The sequence below is a fragment of the Holzapfeliella sp. JNUCC 80 genome (assembly GCF_053667655.1).
The window spans coordinates 1,076,912-1,091,174 of record NZ_CM132205.1; the positions used below are offsets into that span (position 1 = coordinate 1,076,912).

General features: G+C 35.1%; 13 protein-coding genes. 5 read left to right on the forward strand and 8 right to left on the reverse strand.

All coding sequences use genetic code 11. From position 1 onward, the window contains the following. Positions 1–9 precede the first annotated feature (9 nt). Genes JNUCC80_RS05360 through rsmG form a run of 4 tightly spaced genes read right to left on the reverse strand, consistent with a single transcriptional unit; the run spans position 10 to position 3,232 of the window. Complete coding sequence (locus JNUCC80_RS05360; RefSeq protein WP_454152841.1) at positions 10–879, reverse strand: ParB/RepB/Spo0J family partition protein; 870 nt, start codon at positions 877–879, stop codon at positions 10–12. Then, complete coding sequence (locus JNUCC80_RS05365) at positions 869–1,636, reverse strand: ParA family protein (protein WP_454152842.1); 768 nt, start codon at positions 1,634–1,636, stop codon at positions 869–871. The genes JNUCC80_RS05360 and JNUCC80_RS05365 overlap by 11 nt, the downstream gene beginning before the upstream one ends. Positions 1,637–1,650: 14 nt before the next feature. Further along, positions 1,651–2,502: a ParB/RepB/Spo0J family partition protein gene (locus JNUCC80_RS05370; protein WP_454152844.1), complete on the reverse strand. Its 852-nt coding sequence runs from the start codon at positions 2,500–2,502 to the stop codon at positions 1,651–1,653. A gap of 10 nt (positions 2,503–2,512) precedes the next feature. Continuing rightward, positions 2,513–3,232: a 16S rRNA (guanine(527)-N(7))-methyltransferase RsmG gene (gene rsmG / locus JNUCC80_RS05375; RefSeq protein WP_454152845.1), complete on the reverse strand. Its 720-nt coding sequence runs from the start codon at positions 3,230–3,232 to the stop codon at positions 2,513–2,515. A gap of 144 nt (positions 3,233–3,376) precedes the next feature. Between rsmG and JNUCC80_RS05380 the strand changes: the two genes are divergently transcribed. The 3 genes from JNUCC80_RS05380 to JNUCC80_RS05390 all read left to right on the forward strand — a co-directional run bounded on the left by JNUCC80_RS05380 (position 3,377) and on the right by JNUCC80_RS05390 (position 5,549). Then, positions 3,377–3,904: a CvpA family protein gene (locus JNUCC80_RS05380; RefSeq protein ID WP_454152846.1), complete on the forward strand. Its 528-nt coding sequence runs from the start codon at positions 3,377–3,379 to the stop codon at positions 3,902–3,904. A 131-nt stretch (positions 3,905–4,035) separates the two neighbouring features. Then, positions 4,036–4,854, forward strand: coding sequence for a bifunctional hydroxymethylpyrimidine kinase/phosphomethylpyrimidine kinase (gene thiD, locus JNUCC80_RS05385; RefSeq protein ID WP_454152847.1), 819 nt, complete (start codon positions 4,036–4,038; stop codon positions 4,852–4,854). 65 nt (positions 4,855–4,919) lie between these two features. Continuing rightward, positions 4,920–5,549: a type 1 glutamine amidotransferase gene (locus JNUCC80_RS05390; protein WP_454153364.1), complete on the forward strand. Its 630-nt coding sequence runs from the start codon at positions 4,920–4,922 to the stop codon at positions 5,547–5,549. Between the two features lie 36 nt (positions 5,550–5,585). On the opposite strand, the gene JNUCC80_RS05395 is transcribed toward JNUCC80_RS05390, so the two are convergent. From JNUCC80_RS05395 to JNUCC80_RS05405, 3 genes are all read right to left on the reverse strand, one after another. Continuing rightward, complete coding sequence (locus JNUCC80_RS05395; RefSeq protein ID WP_454152848.1) at positions 5,586–6,161, reverse strand: hypothetical protein; 576 nt, start codon at positions 6,159–6,161, stop codon at positions 5,586–5,588. 119 nt (positions 6,162–6,280) lie between these two features. After that, positions 6,281–9,040: a pectate lyase-like adhesive domain-containing protein gene (locus JNUCC80_RS05400; protein WP_454152849.1), complete on the reverse strand. Its 2,760-nt coding sequence runs from the start codon at positions 9,038–9,040 to the stop codon at positions 6,281–6,283. A gap of 149 nt (positions 9,041–9,189) precedes the next feature. After that, positions 9,190–11,283 (reverse strand): ATP-dependent Clp protease ATP-binding subunit, encoded by a 2,094-nt coding sequence (locus JNUCC80_RS05405; protein ID WP_454152850.1) that lies wholly within the window; start codon positions 11,281–11,283, stop codon positions 9,190–9,192. A gap of 205 nt (positions 11,284–11,488) precedes the next feature. Between JNUCC80_RS05405 and JNUCC80_RS05410 the strand changes: the two genes are divergently transcribed. Then, the gene (locus JNUCC80_RS05410) at positions 11,489–12,349 is read left to right on the forward strand and encodes a fructosamine kinase family protein (protein WP_454152851.1); all 861 of its coding nucleotides are present in this window, start codon (positions 11,489–11,491) and stop codon (positions 12,347–12,349) included. Here JNUCC80_RS05410 and JNUCC80_RS05415 read toward each other — a convergent pair. Continuing rightward, positions 12,332–12,715, reverse strand: coding sequence for a YbgA family protein (locus JNUCC80_RS05415; RefSeq protein ID WP_454152852.1), 384 nt, complete (start codon positions 12,713–12,715; stop codon positions 12,332–12,334). The genes JNUCC80_RS05410 and JNUCC80_RS05415 overlap by 18 nt on opposite strands. Positions 12,716–12,820: 105 nt before the next feature. Here JNUCC80_RS05415 and JNUCC80_RS05420 point away from each other — a divergent pair, with 105 nt between their 5' ends. Then, on the forward strand, positions 12,821–14,263 hold the full coding sequence (locus JNUCC80_RS05420) for a catalase (protein WP_454152853.1): 1,443 nt from the start codon (positions 12,821–12,823) through the stop codon (positions 14,261–14,263).

The window sequence follows — 14,263 nt, forward strand, 5'->3', positions numbered from 1 at the left end:
CACCTATATTTAATCAATTGAAATATCTAAAATGTCTAAAATTCGATTTAAATCTTCTGTTGATAAGTAGTCGATTTGGATTTTACCTCGACCACTTTTATCTGATTTAATCACAACTTGTGACCCAAATTTGTCTTCAAGTTTCTTTTCGCTTGAAATCACAAATAGTGATTTTTTAGCAATTGCTGCTTTTTTTGTTTTTTGACTTTGTTCATTAAGTTGTTGAACTAATGCCTCTAAACGACGAACTGTCATGCCTTCAGATGCTGCTTTTTTAGCCAATAAATCAATTTTCTTTTTGTCTTTTAAACCAAGTAAAGTTCTAGCTTGCCCCATTGAAATCTTTTCAGATTGTAAAAGCTGTTTAGTTGCAACAGGTAAGGCTAGCAATCTCAAATAGTTTGCGATGTAAGGACGACTTTTACCTAATCGTTTGGACATTTCACCTTGTGTTAAGTTCAAATCATTTTGCAGAGTTTGGTAAGCTTGTGCTTCTTCAAGTGGCGTCAAATTTTCACGTTGTAAATTTTCAAGTACCGCAATTTCCATCATTTGACTTTCGTCAAGTTGACGAACGATAGCTGGTATCGTTTCTTTTTTGGCTAATTTACTAGCACGTAAACGTCTTTCACCTGCAACTAGATCATAACCACTAACGCTTTTTCTAACGATAACGGGTTGAAACACACCATTTAAGGCAATTGACTCTGCTAATTCTTTTAAAGCAACTTGATCAAAAGTTTTTCTGGGTTGATAAGGATTAGGTCGAATATTATCGACTTTGATTTCTTCTACGTTTTCGTTTGAATCCGCATTATCGAAATCAGAAAAAATAGCATCGATTCCGCGTCCTAATCCAGATTGTCTTTTATCCTTCATTGGCCGAAAGCACTTCCTTTGCTAGTTCTTGATAAACAAGAGTTCCTCGTGAACGTTTATCATAATCAATAATGGCTTTACCATAACTAGGTGCTTCAGCCAGTCGTGCAATTCTTGGGATAATGGTATTATAAACTTTATCACCAAAGTATGTTTTCACTTCTTGAATAACTTCAGCACCTAAATTAGTACGCGCGTCATACATTGTCATCAATACCCCTTCAACGCCCAATTCTTTGTTGAAGTGTTTTTGAACTAAACGAATAGTATTGAGTAGCTGACTCAATCCCTCTAAAGCATAATACTCACTTTGAACAGGTATCAAAATAGTGTGGCTAGCTGTAAAGGCATTAATTGATAACTGTCCTAGAGAAGGTGGACAATCAATCAAAATATAATCATATTTATCGACAACTTCATCTATCCCATTTTTCAGACGTGTTTCACGTGCCATTAATGAAATTAATTCTGTTTCTGCACCTGCTAATTGAATAGTAGCGGGTACTAAGTCAAGATTCTTATGCGAAGTTTGATGAATTGTATCCGATAGCGAAATTTCATTAATTAAGACATCGTATACGTCTTGTTCAACATCTGCCGGTGAAACACCTAATCCACTGGTCGCATTGCCTTGTGGGTCAGTATCAACAATCAAAACTCGCTGGTTTTCATCTGCTAAACTTGCCCCTAAATTGATTGTGGTCGTCGTTTTCCCGACACCACCCTTCTGATTAGCAACTGATATAATATGCGCCATAAAAAATAATCACCTTACCCCTTATCTAATTCAATGACAATTTTGTAATTACCAGAATCTTCAAATTCTTCATATCGAACTTTTGTCCCAGTTTGTTCCACCAAATTAATTGTCTTCTTGATTGTATTAATCGGTACTTTTAGATTTCTAGCCGTCTTGAGTTGAACGTTCTTTTTGGCCTTACTATACAAGTTAGTTGCTTGTTGTGGGTGATCCAAAAAGTCTTTCACTAATTGTCTTGATTGTTCAACAGTCAAATTATCTTCCATAATCGTTTGTGCTAATTGCGTTTGCTGGTTTTCATCCAAACTAAGCAAAGCTCTAGCATGATTTTGTGTTAATTTTTGGTTCACCACATACTCTTGGATAGCTGGGGAAACTCTTAATAACGATAATTTTGCAGAAATATAAGATTGCGTTTTACCGAGATAATTCGCCAACTTAATTTGCGTTAAATCATACTTATCTAACAAGCGTTGATAAGATTTTGCTTCTTCAATTGGATTTAATGGTTCTGTTTGAAAATTACCAATAATGGATAACGTTGCTGCTTGAAAGTCATCAAAATCATCAACTATAGCGGGGATTTTTTCCCATTCAAGTAATTTGGCAGCTCGAATGCGGTGCTCTCCTGCAATAACTTCATAGTTATTTTTAGATAAATTTCTAACTACGATTGGCTGAAGTAACCCATAACTTTGCATGGTATTAGCCAATTCCTCAAGCATGACTTGATCAAATTCTTCATAAGGTTGAAAAGGATTTGAGTTAATTTCGTTAACTGGTAAATAGTCTATATACTTTTTATTTTTATTTTCTGGTTCTTCTGGTTGTTGTTTTTTTCTCCTAAAAAAAGAAATACCCATGATCATGCTCCTATAAAGGTTTTCTAGTTGGTGTCCCTGCTTTTCTTGGGTAAGCTTTAGGTGTTTGGCCAACTTTTTCAATTAAAGTAAGCGCTCTTGGTTCGTTACTTGTTGGTAAATTAATTTCTAAATTGTCAATTAGCTTACCCTTTAACAAATCTAAAGCTCTTTTTGATTCTGAAATTTCATCTAAGCTACTTGAGCCTTTTAATGCTACCATGTAACCATTTGGTTTCACAAATGGCAGACAATATTCACTCAGAATATTTAGTCTTGCTACCGCGCGAGCTGTTGCTAGGTCATACTTTTCACGATGGTTTTTGTCGCGACCAATATCTTCAGCCCGTCCATGAACTAGCGAGACATTATCAAGCCCTAATTCATCTACCAAATCGCTCAAAAATTTCAATCGCTTATTTAAAGAATCAACGATTGTCACTTGCAAATCTGGTTGCAAAATTTTCATTGGGATAGAAGGAAATCCTGCCCCAGCCCCAATATCAGCTAATTTTTTGGGCCCTTGAAAATAATCTTTAAAATGAATAAGAGGTGTTATTGAATCAAAAAAGTGTTTAAGATAAACATCTTCTTCGTCTGTTATGGCAGTTAAATTAACAGATTCATTCACTTCAACTAATTTTTTGAAATAGTGGTGAAACTGATTGATTTGCGTTTGAGTTAAGTCAAACCCATTTTGTTGTAATTCAATGACAAATTGTTCTGGATTCATAGTTCCTCCATAAATTATTTAATTTGTGTTTTGTGGTAAAATTGTGTAAAGCTATATCTTTAATCATAACATTAATACAGCAGTTTTTCGCTCAAAAATTAGACTTTGTTGGCAATTTAGCTAACAGAATTAAGGAGTTTTCTAATGATTTTAAGTGCTATCATTTTAATCTATTTGATTTCTAAAATTTACAGTGGTTACAAAAAAGGATTCACCAACCGTTTGCTATCCTATATTGGGAAGATTATTACTTTTGTTTTGGCGCTTTTCTTGCAAGCACCTGTTGGACAAATCGTTTTTCAATTAATTTACCATCAAGATATCCAAACTAGTGCCGACATTTCAAAAATACTAATCGCACGTTTTATTGCTTTCTTTGCGATTTTGATTATTGGCTACTTAATTATTATCTCACTAAAAGCTATTACATCACCTATTACACATTTCAAACCTATCAAATTAATTGACAGTCTAGTTGGAATGGCCTTTAACTTTATTATTGGTTACGTTTTGGTCTTTGTTATTGTTTCGATGCTTAACATTTTAAAGGTCGATTGGTTTATGACACAATCAAGTCAAACACCCCTGATTGATTTTATCTTGCATCAAACGCCTGTTTTCACACAACAGTTTTTCAACGAAGTCTTTACACAATTCAAATTATTTAAATAACAACTTCACAAATCATATGTGAAGTTGTTTTCTTTTCATTTTGTATTAACATTTTTGTTTTGTTATTTGACTTTAACTGATAGAATAGCAAGTATAAGATTAAGATAACATTAAAAAAGGAGCTTTTTAACATGATTAACGACTATCCACAGGTTTTAAGTATTGCAGGGTTTGATAGTGATGGTAGTGCCGGTATGCCTGCTGACCTCCACACATTTTTTGCACATCAGGTTTATGGAATGGGGATTTTGACTGCAGCCGTTGCAGGTAACTCTTACCAAATCGAAGATGCTACAATGATGCCACTATCTTTTATTTCACAACAATTCGATACACTAGCTAAGGACTTTGATATCCGTGCAAGTAAAACGGGTATGCTTTCAAGTAAGGAAATGATTAAAGTGGTTGTTGAAAAATATCAAGAAGTTAACTTTGGTCCATTAGTAGTTGATCCCGTTATTGTGACAAAACATGGTAACAAGCTAATTGATGATGATGCGATTGACTTCTTCAAAGAAAACTTAATTCCACTTGCTGAAGTGATTACACCTAATTACTTTGAAGCACGTACTTTAACTAATTTAGAATTAAAAAATGATAAAGAAATCCACCAAGCAGCAAAATACTTACACGAGTTAGGCGCTAAAAATGTTATTATTAAGGGTAAACATCACAAAGAAGATGGCCCTGAAAAAGTAAGAGATTTGGTTTCACTTGAGAATGGCGAAATTTTTTGGCTTGAACATGATTATGTTGATACTAACCGTATTAACGGAACAGGTGATACACTTGCTGCAGCAATCACTAGTCATTTAGCCTTAAACCAGTCAGTCAAAGAAGCTATCACAAAATCTGTTAACTTTACACATGATGCAATTGCTCATGAAATTCAGGTTGGTCATCAATACGGTCCTATTAACCATTGGGCAGCAATGGATCGTTTAAACTAATACCCATTAGGAGAGGATTAACTTTGACCCCAACTATCAAAATCGCGTACTTGTATGAAGACTTGATGAATACTTATGGTGACAGTGGTGACGTTAAGATTTTACGTTACTATTTGAATCAAAAAGGTTATGACGTCGTTGTCGATAATGTTTCATTAGATACTAAAGAACTTGATACATCTCAATATGATTTCCTATTCTTTGGTGGTGGGCAAGACTTTGAACAAACCGTTGTAGCTAAAGATATTCATCGTTTTTACGAACCCATCAAAGATTGGGTTGAACAAGGCAACCCTATGCTTGGCGTTTGTGGCGGTTATCAATTCTTAGGTACACATTACCAAATGGTGAGTGGCGAAACCATCAACTGTTTAAGTGTTTTGCCCTTCCATACAGTTTTCCGTCCAGAAGCACGTATGATTGGTGACACTAAATTTGAAACGCCATTTGGTGAAGCAATTGCTTTTGAGAATCACTCAGGTTGTACTTACTTTGATAGTGCTGAGTTAAAACCACTAGGCAAAATGATTGAAGGCTACGGTAATAATCCTGAAGATGGCAACGAGGGTCTTTTATATAAGAACACTATGGGAACTTATGCACATGGTCCTATCCTTAAAAACTTAAATATTACAGAATTTTTTGTTGAAAAGATTATTGATCGATTCAATCAACGCACACAAAAAAACGTCTAACAATTTGTTAGACGTTTTTTATTTTGGAAAAATTTATTATTTTTCGATCGAGGTTACATAAGTATCTTCAACCCATTGTTGATCTGTACCTAGTTTATAGTAAGTATGACCAAAGAAAGTTTTAGTAGCAAATACTCGCCAAGTCGTCCCTGGCTCAATAATTTGCTCTGTCATGTTACCTAAGCTATCTCTCAAAAAGATACCATAAGGCACATTACCAGCTAGTACTTTTCCATGTGCCGGTGTTTCAGCAATATCAGCAGGATTTTGCAGATATTGTGCTTGAACCCAGTAATTTTGGTAAGGGTTTGCTAAATGTAAATATTTAATCCCATCAATCATTTGGTAATCACCATAGTAAGGAATATAGTAATTATTTAACTGTACCTTATCGGACGGCATCATACCTGCTGCTGTTAATTCCCAAATACGAGCTCCATAACCTTTGAAATAATTTACAACAGATGATTGTAATTGTGGTTCCACTTTTGTATCCGTCATATCAGACTGGCCTAGCTCAGCATTAACTATGTTTTTTGAGTACAAGTTCATTCCTAACACAGCTATTGCTAGTGAGAATAAAATCGACACACGACGCTGTTTTTTATGCATAGTTTATCTCCTAATTAAAATTATTACTCAATAATTATCCAGATTTTTCAACTATATGTCAATCCTAATTGGAGATCATAAAAAAAGACGGTCACTCATAAGAGTTATCGTCTTTTGCTTTAATTCATCGATTTGATATAAGTATCTTCTAACCATTGTTTGTCATTACCCAAACGGTAGTAAGTATGGCCGTGGAATGTCTTTTTAGCAAAAACTTGCCATGAAGTTTCAGGTTGAATAATTTGTTCAGTCATATCACCTGAACCATCACGTAAGTAGATGCCATAAGGTACATTTCCTGCAATTACTGTACTATTCATTGGGATTTCTGGTAATTGTGTTGGTTCTTGTAAATATTGCGCCTGAATCCAAGTATTTTGGTTAGCAATGTGTAAATATTTAATTCCGTCTACAACTTGATAGTCGCCGTAGTAAGGGACGTAGCTATTTGCAGGTCGATATTGCGTTGTTGGTTCTAGTCCATTAGCTGTTAATTGCCATAAAAGCACACCATAGCCTTTAACATAATTCACTAGTCCTGATTGAAAACTAGGAGTTGATCCTTCTGATTTTTTCAACGCATCAACATCTGCTTGAGTCAATTTTTTAGTTTTTGTGACAATGGAACCATCAACACCGTCTAAAGAAGCACTAACAGTAATAACATCACCAACTTCAGGTGTGTAGTTAGCATCTAATTTTAATGATAAATCTTGATTTAATTTTGAGGTTTGCTCTAATTTATCTTGTTGTTGATTAGGTGTATTTTGATTATGTTTTTGTACACTAACCGTTACATTGTCCGCTTTGTCTTGGTCATCAGTATTTTCCGTATTTAAATCAAATCCAGTTAAAATCGTATCCCCTGAACGAGATAACGTTAAATCATTGTTGATAGACAATTTAGGCGGTAATAATTTTCTCACGTCATCACGTGTTAATTTGTATTCTTTTTCATTATATGAATTAGATTGTTCATTAACATATGTTTTAACCTTGATAGTATCACCAACAGCAGGCTTGTAACCATTCAAAGTCACTGTTTGATTAGACAAATCACCTGTCGCTGTTTGATTATTTAGTGAAACTTTAGTTGTTCCACCACTAACAACCATCACGTCATAATTGACTATACTATCAGTTTCAGAAATATGAGAGCCTGATAATCCAAAATTAACCTGTGTATTACCATTATCATAAGAAACAGGTTTGATGCTTGGGTCAACGACTTGAGAGCTAGGTGGTAACAATAATCTCATATCACTAGTATCTAAGGTTTTTGACCGTGTAATTTGATTTGCTGTTGCTTTATTTCTTGACATATCTAATGATACGGTAATTTTATCACCTTTAGCAGGCGTGTAGTCTTGCGGCAAAGTGATGGTTTGTGAATGATTTGGGATCGTTAAGTTACTAATAGTTCGATCCATAGATACTTTTTGACTCAAGCCATTAGTGATAATTACGTGAGCAGTCGCTTGGTCTGAATCTGAAATATTTTCTACTGGATTAACTGTAAAAGTAGCATTATAAGCACCTTGCTGTCTGCTAACTGTAACACCATCATTTAACTGAAGATTACGGTTAGGTGCTAAGGCGATTTGTAAGTATTTAACTCCTTTACCATTATTGTATGTTGAATAAGCTTGAATTCCGTCTTGCTTGTTACTATCAATTTTCCAGCTAAACTGATCTTTATTAAAACTATCGCTATCGAAAGTGCCACTGGTTAAATTACTATTACTATTATTATTATTTTTTGATTGAATCGTGACTTGAGAGTTATCACTTACATCTGATTTCAGATTGTTAATTCCAGTTACAACATTGAATGGGCTTGAACTTTGTGGATTTGTTGAACCACTATCTGCCATTGCACTAAATTGGGAATTATTCAACTGAACAGTAGCTCCTAAATTGACAATTGGATAAGCACTAGTTCCGATGTTTTGTGCATTGACATTAATTTGACTATTATCGGAAGCAGTAATAGGACCAGACACAGTCAATAATGAACTGGTTAGATTCCCAGATGTATTAATGTTAAAAGAAGCATTATTCATTGAAATTGGGTTAGTAGTAGTAACGAGAGTTTTTGGATTGATAGTTAAATTTGAACCTGACTTCATCTCAACATTTGAAGTTCCAGAAATAGGTTGAGAGCCAGATGCTGTATTTAAAGTGACATTTGCATTTTCTCCTACAACTATATTTTCTGGTGCAGACATGTTAAAAACATAAACCCCTGATGTCGTCGTTCCTTCATATGTACTATCTGGTAGAAAGGTTAACTTCCCAACTTCCATATTTTCTTGTGGATCATTCCCTGTATTATTACGTTTTTGGGAATTAATTTTTACATGACCATCAATTTGGACTTCACCGTTTTTCCAGTAGATAGGTTGAGGCCCTTGATAGGTAACATTTTTAAATTTTAAAATACCTGTGTTAGATTTACTATTAATTGGACCGTAATAATTGGTTCCATATAAATTAACATTGTCAAATGTAACCGTCGCCTGAGACTCGCTCCCCATAGTCAATGTTATATTACCAAAATCAATGGTTTTTCCATTACCATTCAAATTTATATCGTGACTTGTTATGCTCTTACTAGATAAACTAGGTAAAGAACTCATATCAATATCATTCTCAATATTAATATGAGTTACACTTGTACTATTTAAGGCATCATATAAGTCTTGTGCAGTACTTACATTTTTTACGCTATCATCTGTTGGTTGTTGCTCGTCAGCCAAAACAGTTTGTCCTGTATTAACACCTGTATGTGTTAAGAAACCAGTTGTCAAAGCTACACTGCAAAGTGCTACTGAAACAATCCCCACTAGTTTCTTATTATTTCTCATTTGCTTTTTCATCTATAATTCTCCCATAATATTAGCTATCTACTTTAATTGTTATTTCATTTTACTAATAAGTCAAATTTTAACTATCAAAAAGGGACATTTCTTATAAAGAAATGTCCCTTAATTATAATTATTTTCTATTCGTGATTTTCGTTTGATTCTTATTTTGTTTCAGAATCTGCTTCTTCGACCTTAGCTTCTGATATTTCTTGCTTTTGCAATTCTGCAATTTTTTCATTGTTCATCATCAAGAAGTTATCTTTAACTGCAAAGTTAATTTCTTTCAACTTAGAGTCAGCTAAAATTGCTTTAGCAGCAGGTGTTTGTAAATCCTGTTCGACGACACGACGCAATGGACGAGCACCGAATTTTTCATCATAACCTTTTTCAACCAAATAGTGTTTAGCTTCATCTGAAACCGTCATTTTAACGTGGCGTTTTTCAAGACTATTAGCCATGTGGTCTAAGTAAAGATCCACAATTTTAATTAAGTCTTTTTGTTTCAATGAGTTAAATGGCACAATGGCATCCAAACGGTTCAAGAATTCAGGACGGAAGTAAACTTCTAGAGCCTTCATCAAGTCACCTTTATCTTTAATCAAGTTATCTGAGTAACCTGCATTAGAGGTCATAATCAAGATGGTATCTTTGAAGGATACGGTACGTCCTTGAGCATCTGTTAGGCGACCATCATCCATAATTTGTAACAAAGCGTTGAAGATATCTGGATTTGCTTTTTCAATTTCATCCATCAAAATCAAGCTATAAGGTTGGTGACGAACTTGTTCAGTCAATTGACCGCCTTCTTGGTAACCGATGTAACCAGGAGCAGAACCGATTAATTTGTTAACAGATGTTTTATCTTGGTATTCACTCATATCTAAACGAATAAAGTGATCATCTGAACCAAACATGCTTTTAGCCAATTGTTTAGCTAATTCAGTTTTACCAACACCAGTAGGACCAGCGAATAAGAATGAACCAGTAGGACGGTTTTCATCTTTAAAGACTTTCTTACGAGCAATCGCATCGGTAATCGTATCGATAGCTTTATCTTGGTCAATCACAACATCTTTTAAGTGTTTAACCAAATCTTCGGATTTTTGACTTTCATCTGCATGAATTTCGCTCATTGAAATTTTTGTCTTTTGTTCGATTAATTGATACATGTCTTTAGCAGTTACACTTGGCAATTCGGTATCATCAACACTTTGCAATTGTTTGTGTGTTTTTTCGATTTCACCTTTTAAGTCTTGTGCTTTCTTGAAGTCTTCTGCTTGAACAGCGGCATCTTTTTCATGCTCTAATTTTGAAATACGTTCACGCAATTGAGTTTCATCTTTTGGTGCTTGGTATAAGCCTTTTTTAGCACCTGCTTCATCAAGTAAGTCAATCGCTTTATCTGGTAGATAACGTCCTTGAATATAGCGTTTTGATAATGTAACTGCTAATTTAATTGCTTCTTCATCATATTTAACATGGTGATAATTTTCGTATTTAGGAGCTAATCCTTCAAGAACTTGAATAGCTTCTTCAACAGAAGGTTCGCCAACTTTTACTTCTTGTAAACGGCGAGCTAATGCTGGGTCTTTTTCAATACGTTGAAATTCGCTTGTTGTTGTCGCACCAATCAAGCTCAAGTCACCACGAGCAAGTGCAGGTTTCAAAATATTAGCAGCGTCGCCATTATTGTTTTCACTATCAACACTACCAGCACCAACAATATTATGAATTTCATCGATAAATAAGATAATGTTTGGATTCTTTGAAGCTTCATCAATAATCTTTTGAAGTTTTTCTTCAAAAGCACCACGTAGTGAAGAACCTGCAACCAATTCATTAATGTTCAATTCAATAATGTGAGCATCTTTTAGACGTTCTGGCACATTGCCTTCTGCAATACGTTGAGCTAGTCCTTCAACAATCGCTGTTTTACCAACACCTGCAGGTCCAACTAAAACAGGATTATTTTTATTACGACGACTCAAAATTTCAATCACGTTTTCAACTTCTGAGTCACGTCCAATAACTGGATCGTATTTATTTTCTTTTGCTTGTTTAACTAAATCAATTCCGATTGATTGTTCTTGTTGTTGTGGATTTTTTACTTGTGTTTGTTGTTTTAAGCCATCTTGATTGGAGTGGATGGGGATATCTCGACGGGTAGAGAAAGTGCCTGAATTTGAGAAGAAATCTCTATTCAAAGAATCAAATAATGCATCAAAATCACTAAAACCATTACTGTAGTTAGCCATATCTAACACTCCTTATAAATTGTGTAACAAGTTTTTAGCACTCTCTTTATTTGAGTGCTAATTTTTTGTTCGACTTTATAATACAACGGTTATGTGAAAGATACAACTAGAAAAACTCAAAATTTAAAACTTTTTTATTATGATATTGGAAACCCCATCTTAACTGTATTAAGATGGGGTTATTACTTATCTTTGAGGTGAAATAATGTCAAAATCTATCGATAATATTGTTAAAAATTTACAACTACCTGAGCCTGTTGAAAAGTATTCGGCTGTAACTGGTGGCGATATCAATCAGGCCTTTCATATCTATACCCATACGAATTCTTACTTCTTATTAGTACAAGAAAATGCTACTAAACAGTTTTTTAGCCATGAAGTTGCTGGTCTAAAAGCCTTAGGCGAGTTTGCTAAAACACCAAACGTTCTTGAATTTGGTGATAATGGGAAAGATGCCTTCCTATTACTTGAATATATCGACCATCTTCCCCATGGCAATCAGTATGAACTAGGACAAGCACTGGCTAAAGTTCACCAATCTACCAGTTTCACCCATAAATTTGGATTTGATAGTGACTTTGAACTAGGTAACTTCACTGGGAGCAATAGTTGGCAGGATGACTGGATATCATTTTTCATTGCACAACGCTTTGAACCACTTCGAAAACTAATTATTCACAACCATAACTGGTCAGTCGAACTTGAACATCTTTACCAAAATATGCTCGGTCAATTCAAAGAAGACTTAGCATCTCACAAAAGCATCCCCAGTCTACTACATGGCGACCTTTGGGGCGGCAATATTATGTTCGATTTAGATCAGCACCCCGTCTTCATCGATCCTGCTGTTTATTATGGTGACCGAGAGTTTGATATCGCCATCACCCAGGTATTTGGCGGATTTAACCAAGAGTTTATGGCTGGTTATCAGTCTATTTGGCCACTTGATGAGGACTATGAAGACAGATTAATCTACTACAAGCTCTACTACATGATGTTTCACCTCAGTGAATTTGGTGCTATCTATCAACCTAGTGTTTATCGTTTACTACAGCAATTCATCTAAAAAAGATTTTAACAACGTTGACTCAAGCAAATAGTTAACGTTGTATTTTTTTGTCATTTTTGCCAAAAAAGGGCCTAATTCATCATGGTCAACATCAAAATCCGCTTGTAGTCGTCTAAAGTCGTCTTTTTCTGCTTCTGTTGCAATCTTTTTGAAGTAACCCCAAACATGTTGATAGGCATTCATCATGTTGCCTCTATCTAGTGGTGCAACTTTTGCCTCTTCAATAATTTCTTCATATCGTGCTTTCTTGTCATCGGTCCAGTCGTTACCTTTAGCCAGCTGTCTGACTTCGTTGTAAAATCGCTGTGAGCGTGACATCAACCAATATTTATTTTGTGCCCATTCTTTTTGCCAATTTTGCATCAATAACTCTCTCTTTTTCGGTTTTCTACTATTATAACGAGATGTAGCAAATAATTGAATATTTCCTTTTTTAGTTCTAAAATAATTTCGAAAGAAGGTAATATTATGTCAAAAAATTTAACAACTAGTGAAGGCCAACCTTGGTCAGATAATCAACATTCACAAACTGCTGGTCAACGTGGCCCAGTTCTTATTCAAGATTATCAATTACTCGAAAAATTAGCGCACTTTAATCGTGAACGCATCCCCGAACGTGTTGTTCATGCTAAAGGTTCAGGTGCTAAAGGTTACTTTGAATTGACACATGATATGAGTGCTTACACTAAAGCCGACCTATTTAATGGCAAAGGTAAAAAAACACCCCTGATCACACGTTTTTCTCAAGTAGCTGGCGAAAGCGGTTATCCTGATACTTATCGTGATGTTCGTGGCTTTGCCGTAAAATTTTATACACAAGATGGGAACTACGATATTGTGGGTAACAACACCCCTGTGTTCTTCATCAATGATCCATTAAAATTTCCTGACTTTATTCATTCACAAAAACGTGATCCAAAAACACATACTAGAAGTCAAGATATGCAATGGGACTTTTGGTCACATTCACCAGAAACGCTTCACCAAGTCACAATCTTAATGAGTGATCGCGGTATTCCCGCAAGCTATCGCACCATGCATGGTTACGGTAGTCATACTTTCAAATGGGTTAACGATAAAGGTGAACAGTTCTTCGTGAAATATCACTTTAGAACTAATCAAGGTGTCCACAACATGTCTAATGAATTAGCTGCCAAACTTTGTGGAGATGACCCAGATTACCTTCAAAATGAATTATTTAATTCTATTGAAGAAAAAGACTTCCCATCATGGACACTTTACGTTCAAGTTATCCCTTATGAAGAAGGGATTAACTACAAGCATGACATTTTTGATGTCACCAAAGTGGTTTCTCAAAAAGACTATCCACTAATAGAAGTCGGTCAAATGGTCTTAAATGAAAACCCCGAAAACTACTTTGAAGAAATGGAAGAATTAGCCTTTTCACCTGCCAACTTAGTTCCTGGTATTGAACCTTCAGCCGACAAAGTCTTACAAGGTCGTTTGTTTGGTTATAAGGATGCTGCTCGTTATCGTTTAGGTGCTAACTATGATCAACTTAAAGTTAACCGCCCTATCAATGACGTTAATAACTATCACCGTGATGGCTTTATGTCACAAGGTCATGATGGTTCAGCAAATTACGAACCTAATAGTGTTGACGGTCCAACAGAAGTGCCTTCCGCAAAAATTTCACCTGATCCACTAACTGGTGAAACGGGTCACTTTAAACCTTATGACACCGACAACTTTTCAGCTGCAGGCGACTTATATCGCTTATTTGACGAAGGTGAAAAAGAACGCTTAGTTGAAAATATCAAAAACAATCTTGGTCAAGTAAAATCACATGAAATCAAAGTCTTGGAAGCTAAACAATTCTATCAAGCTGACCCTGACTATGGTGAACGCGTTGCCAAAGCACTCGGCTTATCAGTTGATGAAATCAAATAA

What these genes read in the sequence shown, in the direction of transcription:
- JNUCC80_RS05390 (WP_454153364.1), top strand. Translation starts at nt 4,920, where the DNA reads ATGAATACTTATGGTGACAGTGGTGACGTTAAGATTTTACGTTACTAT.
- rsmG (WP_454152845.1), bottom strand. Translation starts at nt 3,232, where the DNA reads ATGAATCCAGAACAATTTGTCATTGAATTACAACAAAATGGGTTTGAC.
- JNUCC80_RS05360 (WP_454152841.1), bottom strand. Translation starts at nt 879, where the DNA reads ATGAAGGATAAAAGACAATCTGGATTAGGACGCGGAATCGATGCTATT.
- JNUCC80_RS05365 (WP_454152842.1), bottom strand. Translation starts at nt 1,636, where the DNA reads ATGGCGCATATTATATCAGTTGCTAATCAGAAGGGTGGTGTCGGGAAA.
- JNUCC80_RS05380 (WP_454152846.1), top strand. Translation starts at nt 3,377, where the DNA reads ATGATTTTAAGTGCTATCATTTTAATCTATTTGATTTCTAAAATTTAC.
- JNUCC80_RS05415 (WP_454152852.1), bottom strand. Translation starts at nt 12,715, where the DNA reads ATGCAAAATTGGCAAAAAGAATGGGCACAAAATAAATATTGGTTGATG.
- JNUCC80_RS05405 (WP_454152850.1), bottom strand. Translation starts at nt 11,283, where the DNA reads ATGGCTAACTACAGTAATGGTTTTAGTGATTTTGATGCATTATTTGAT.
- JNUCC80_RS05400 (WP_454152849.1), bottom strand. Translation starts at nt 9,040, where the DNA reads ATGAAAAAGCAAATGAGAAATAATAAGAAACTAGTGGGGATTGTTTCA.
- thiD (WP_454152847.1), top strand. Translation starts at nt 4,036, where the DNA reads ATGATTAACGACTATCCACAGGTTTTAAGTATTGCAGGGTTTGATAGT.
- JNUCC80_RS05395 (WP_454152848.1), bottom strand. Translation starts at nt 6,161, where the DNA reads ATGCATAAAAAACAGCGTCGTGTGTCGATTTTATTCTCACTAGCAATA.
- JNUCC80_RS05370 (WP_454152844.1), bottom strand. Translation starts at nt 2,502, where the DNA reads ATGGGTATTTCTTTTTTTAGGAGAAAAAAACAACAACCAGAAGAACCA.
- JNUCC80_RS05410 (WP_454152851.1), top strand. Translation starts at nt 11,489, where the DNA reads ATGTCAAAATCTATCGATAATATTGTTAAAAATTTACAACTACCTGAG.
- JNUCC80_RS05420 (WP_454152853.1), top strand. Translation starts at nt 12,821, where the DNA reads ATGTCAAAAAATTTAACAACTAGTGAAGGCCAACCTTGGTCAGATAAT.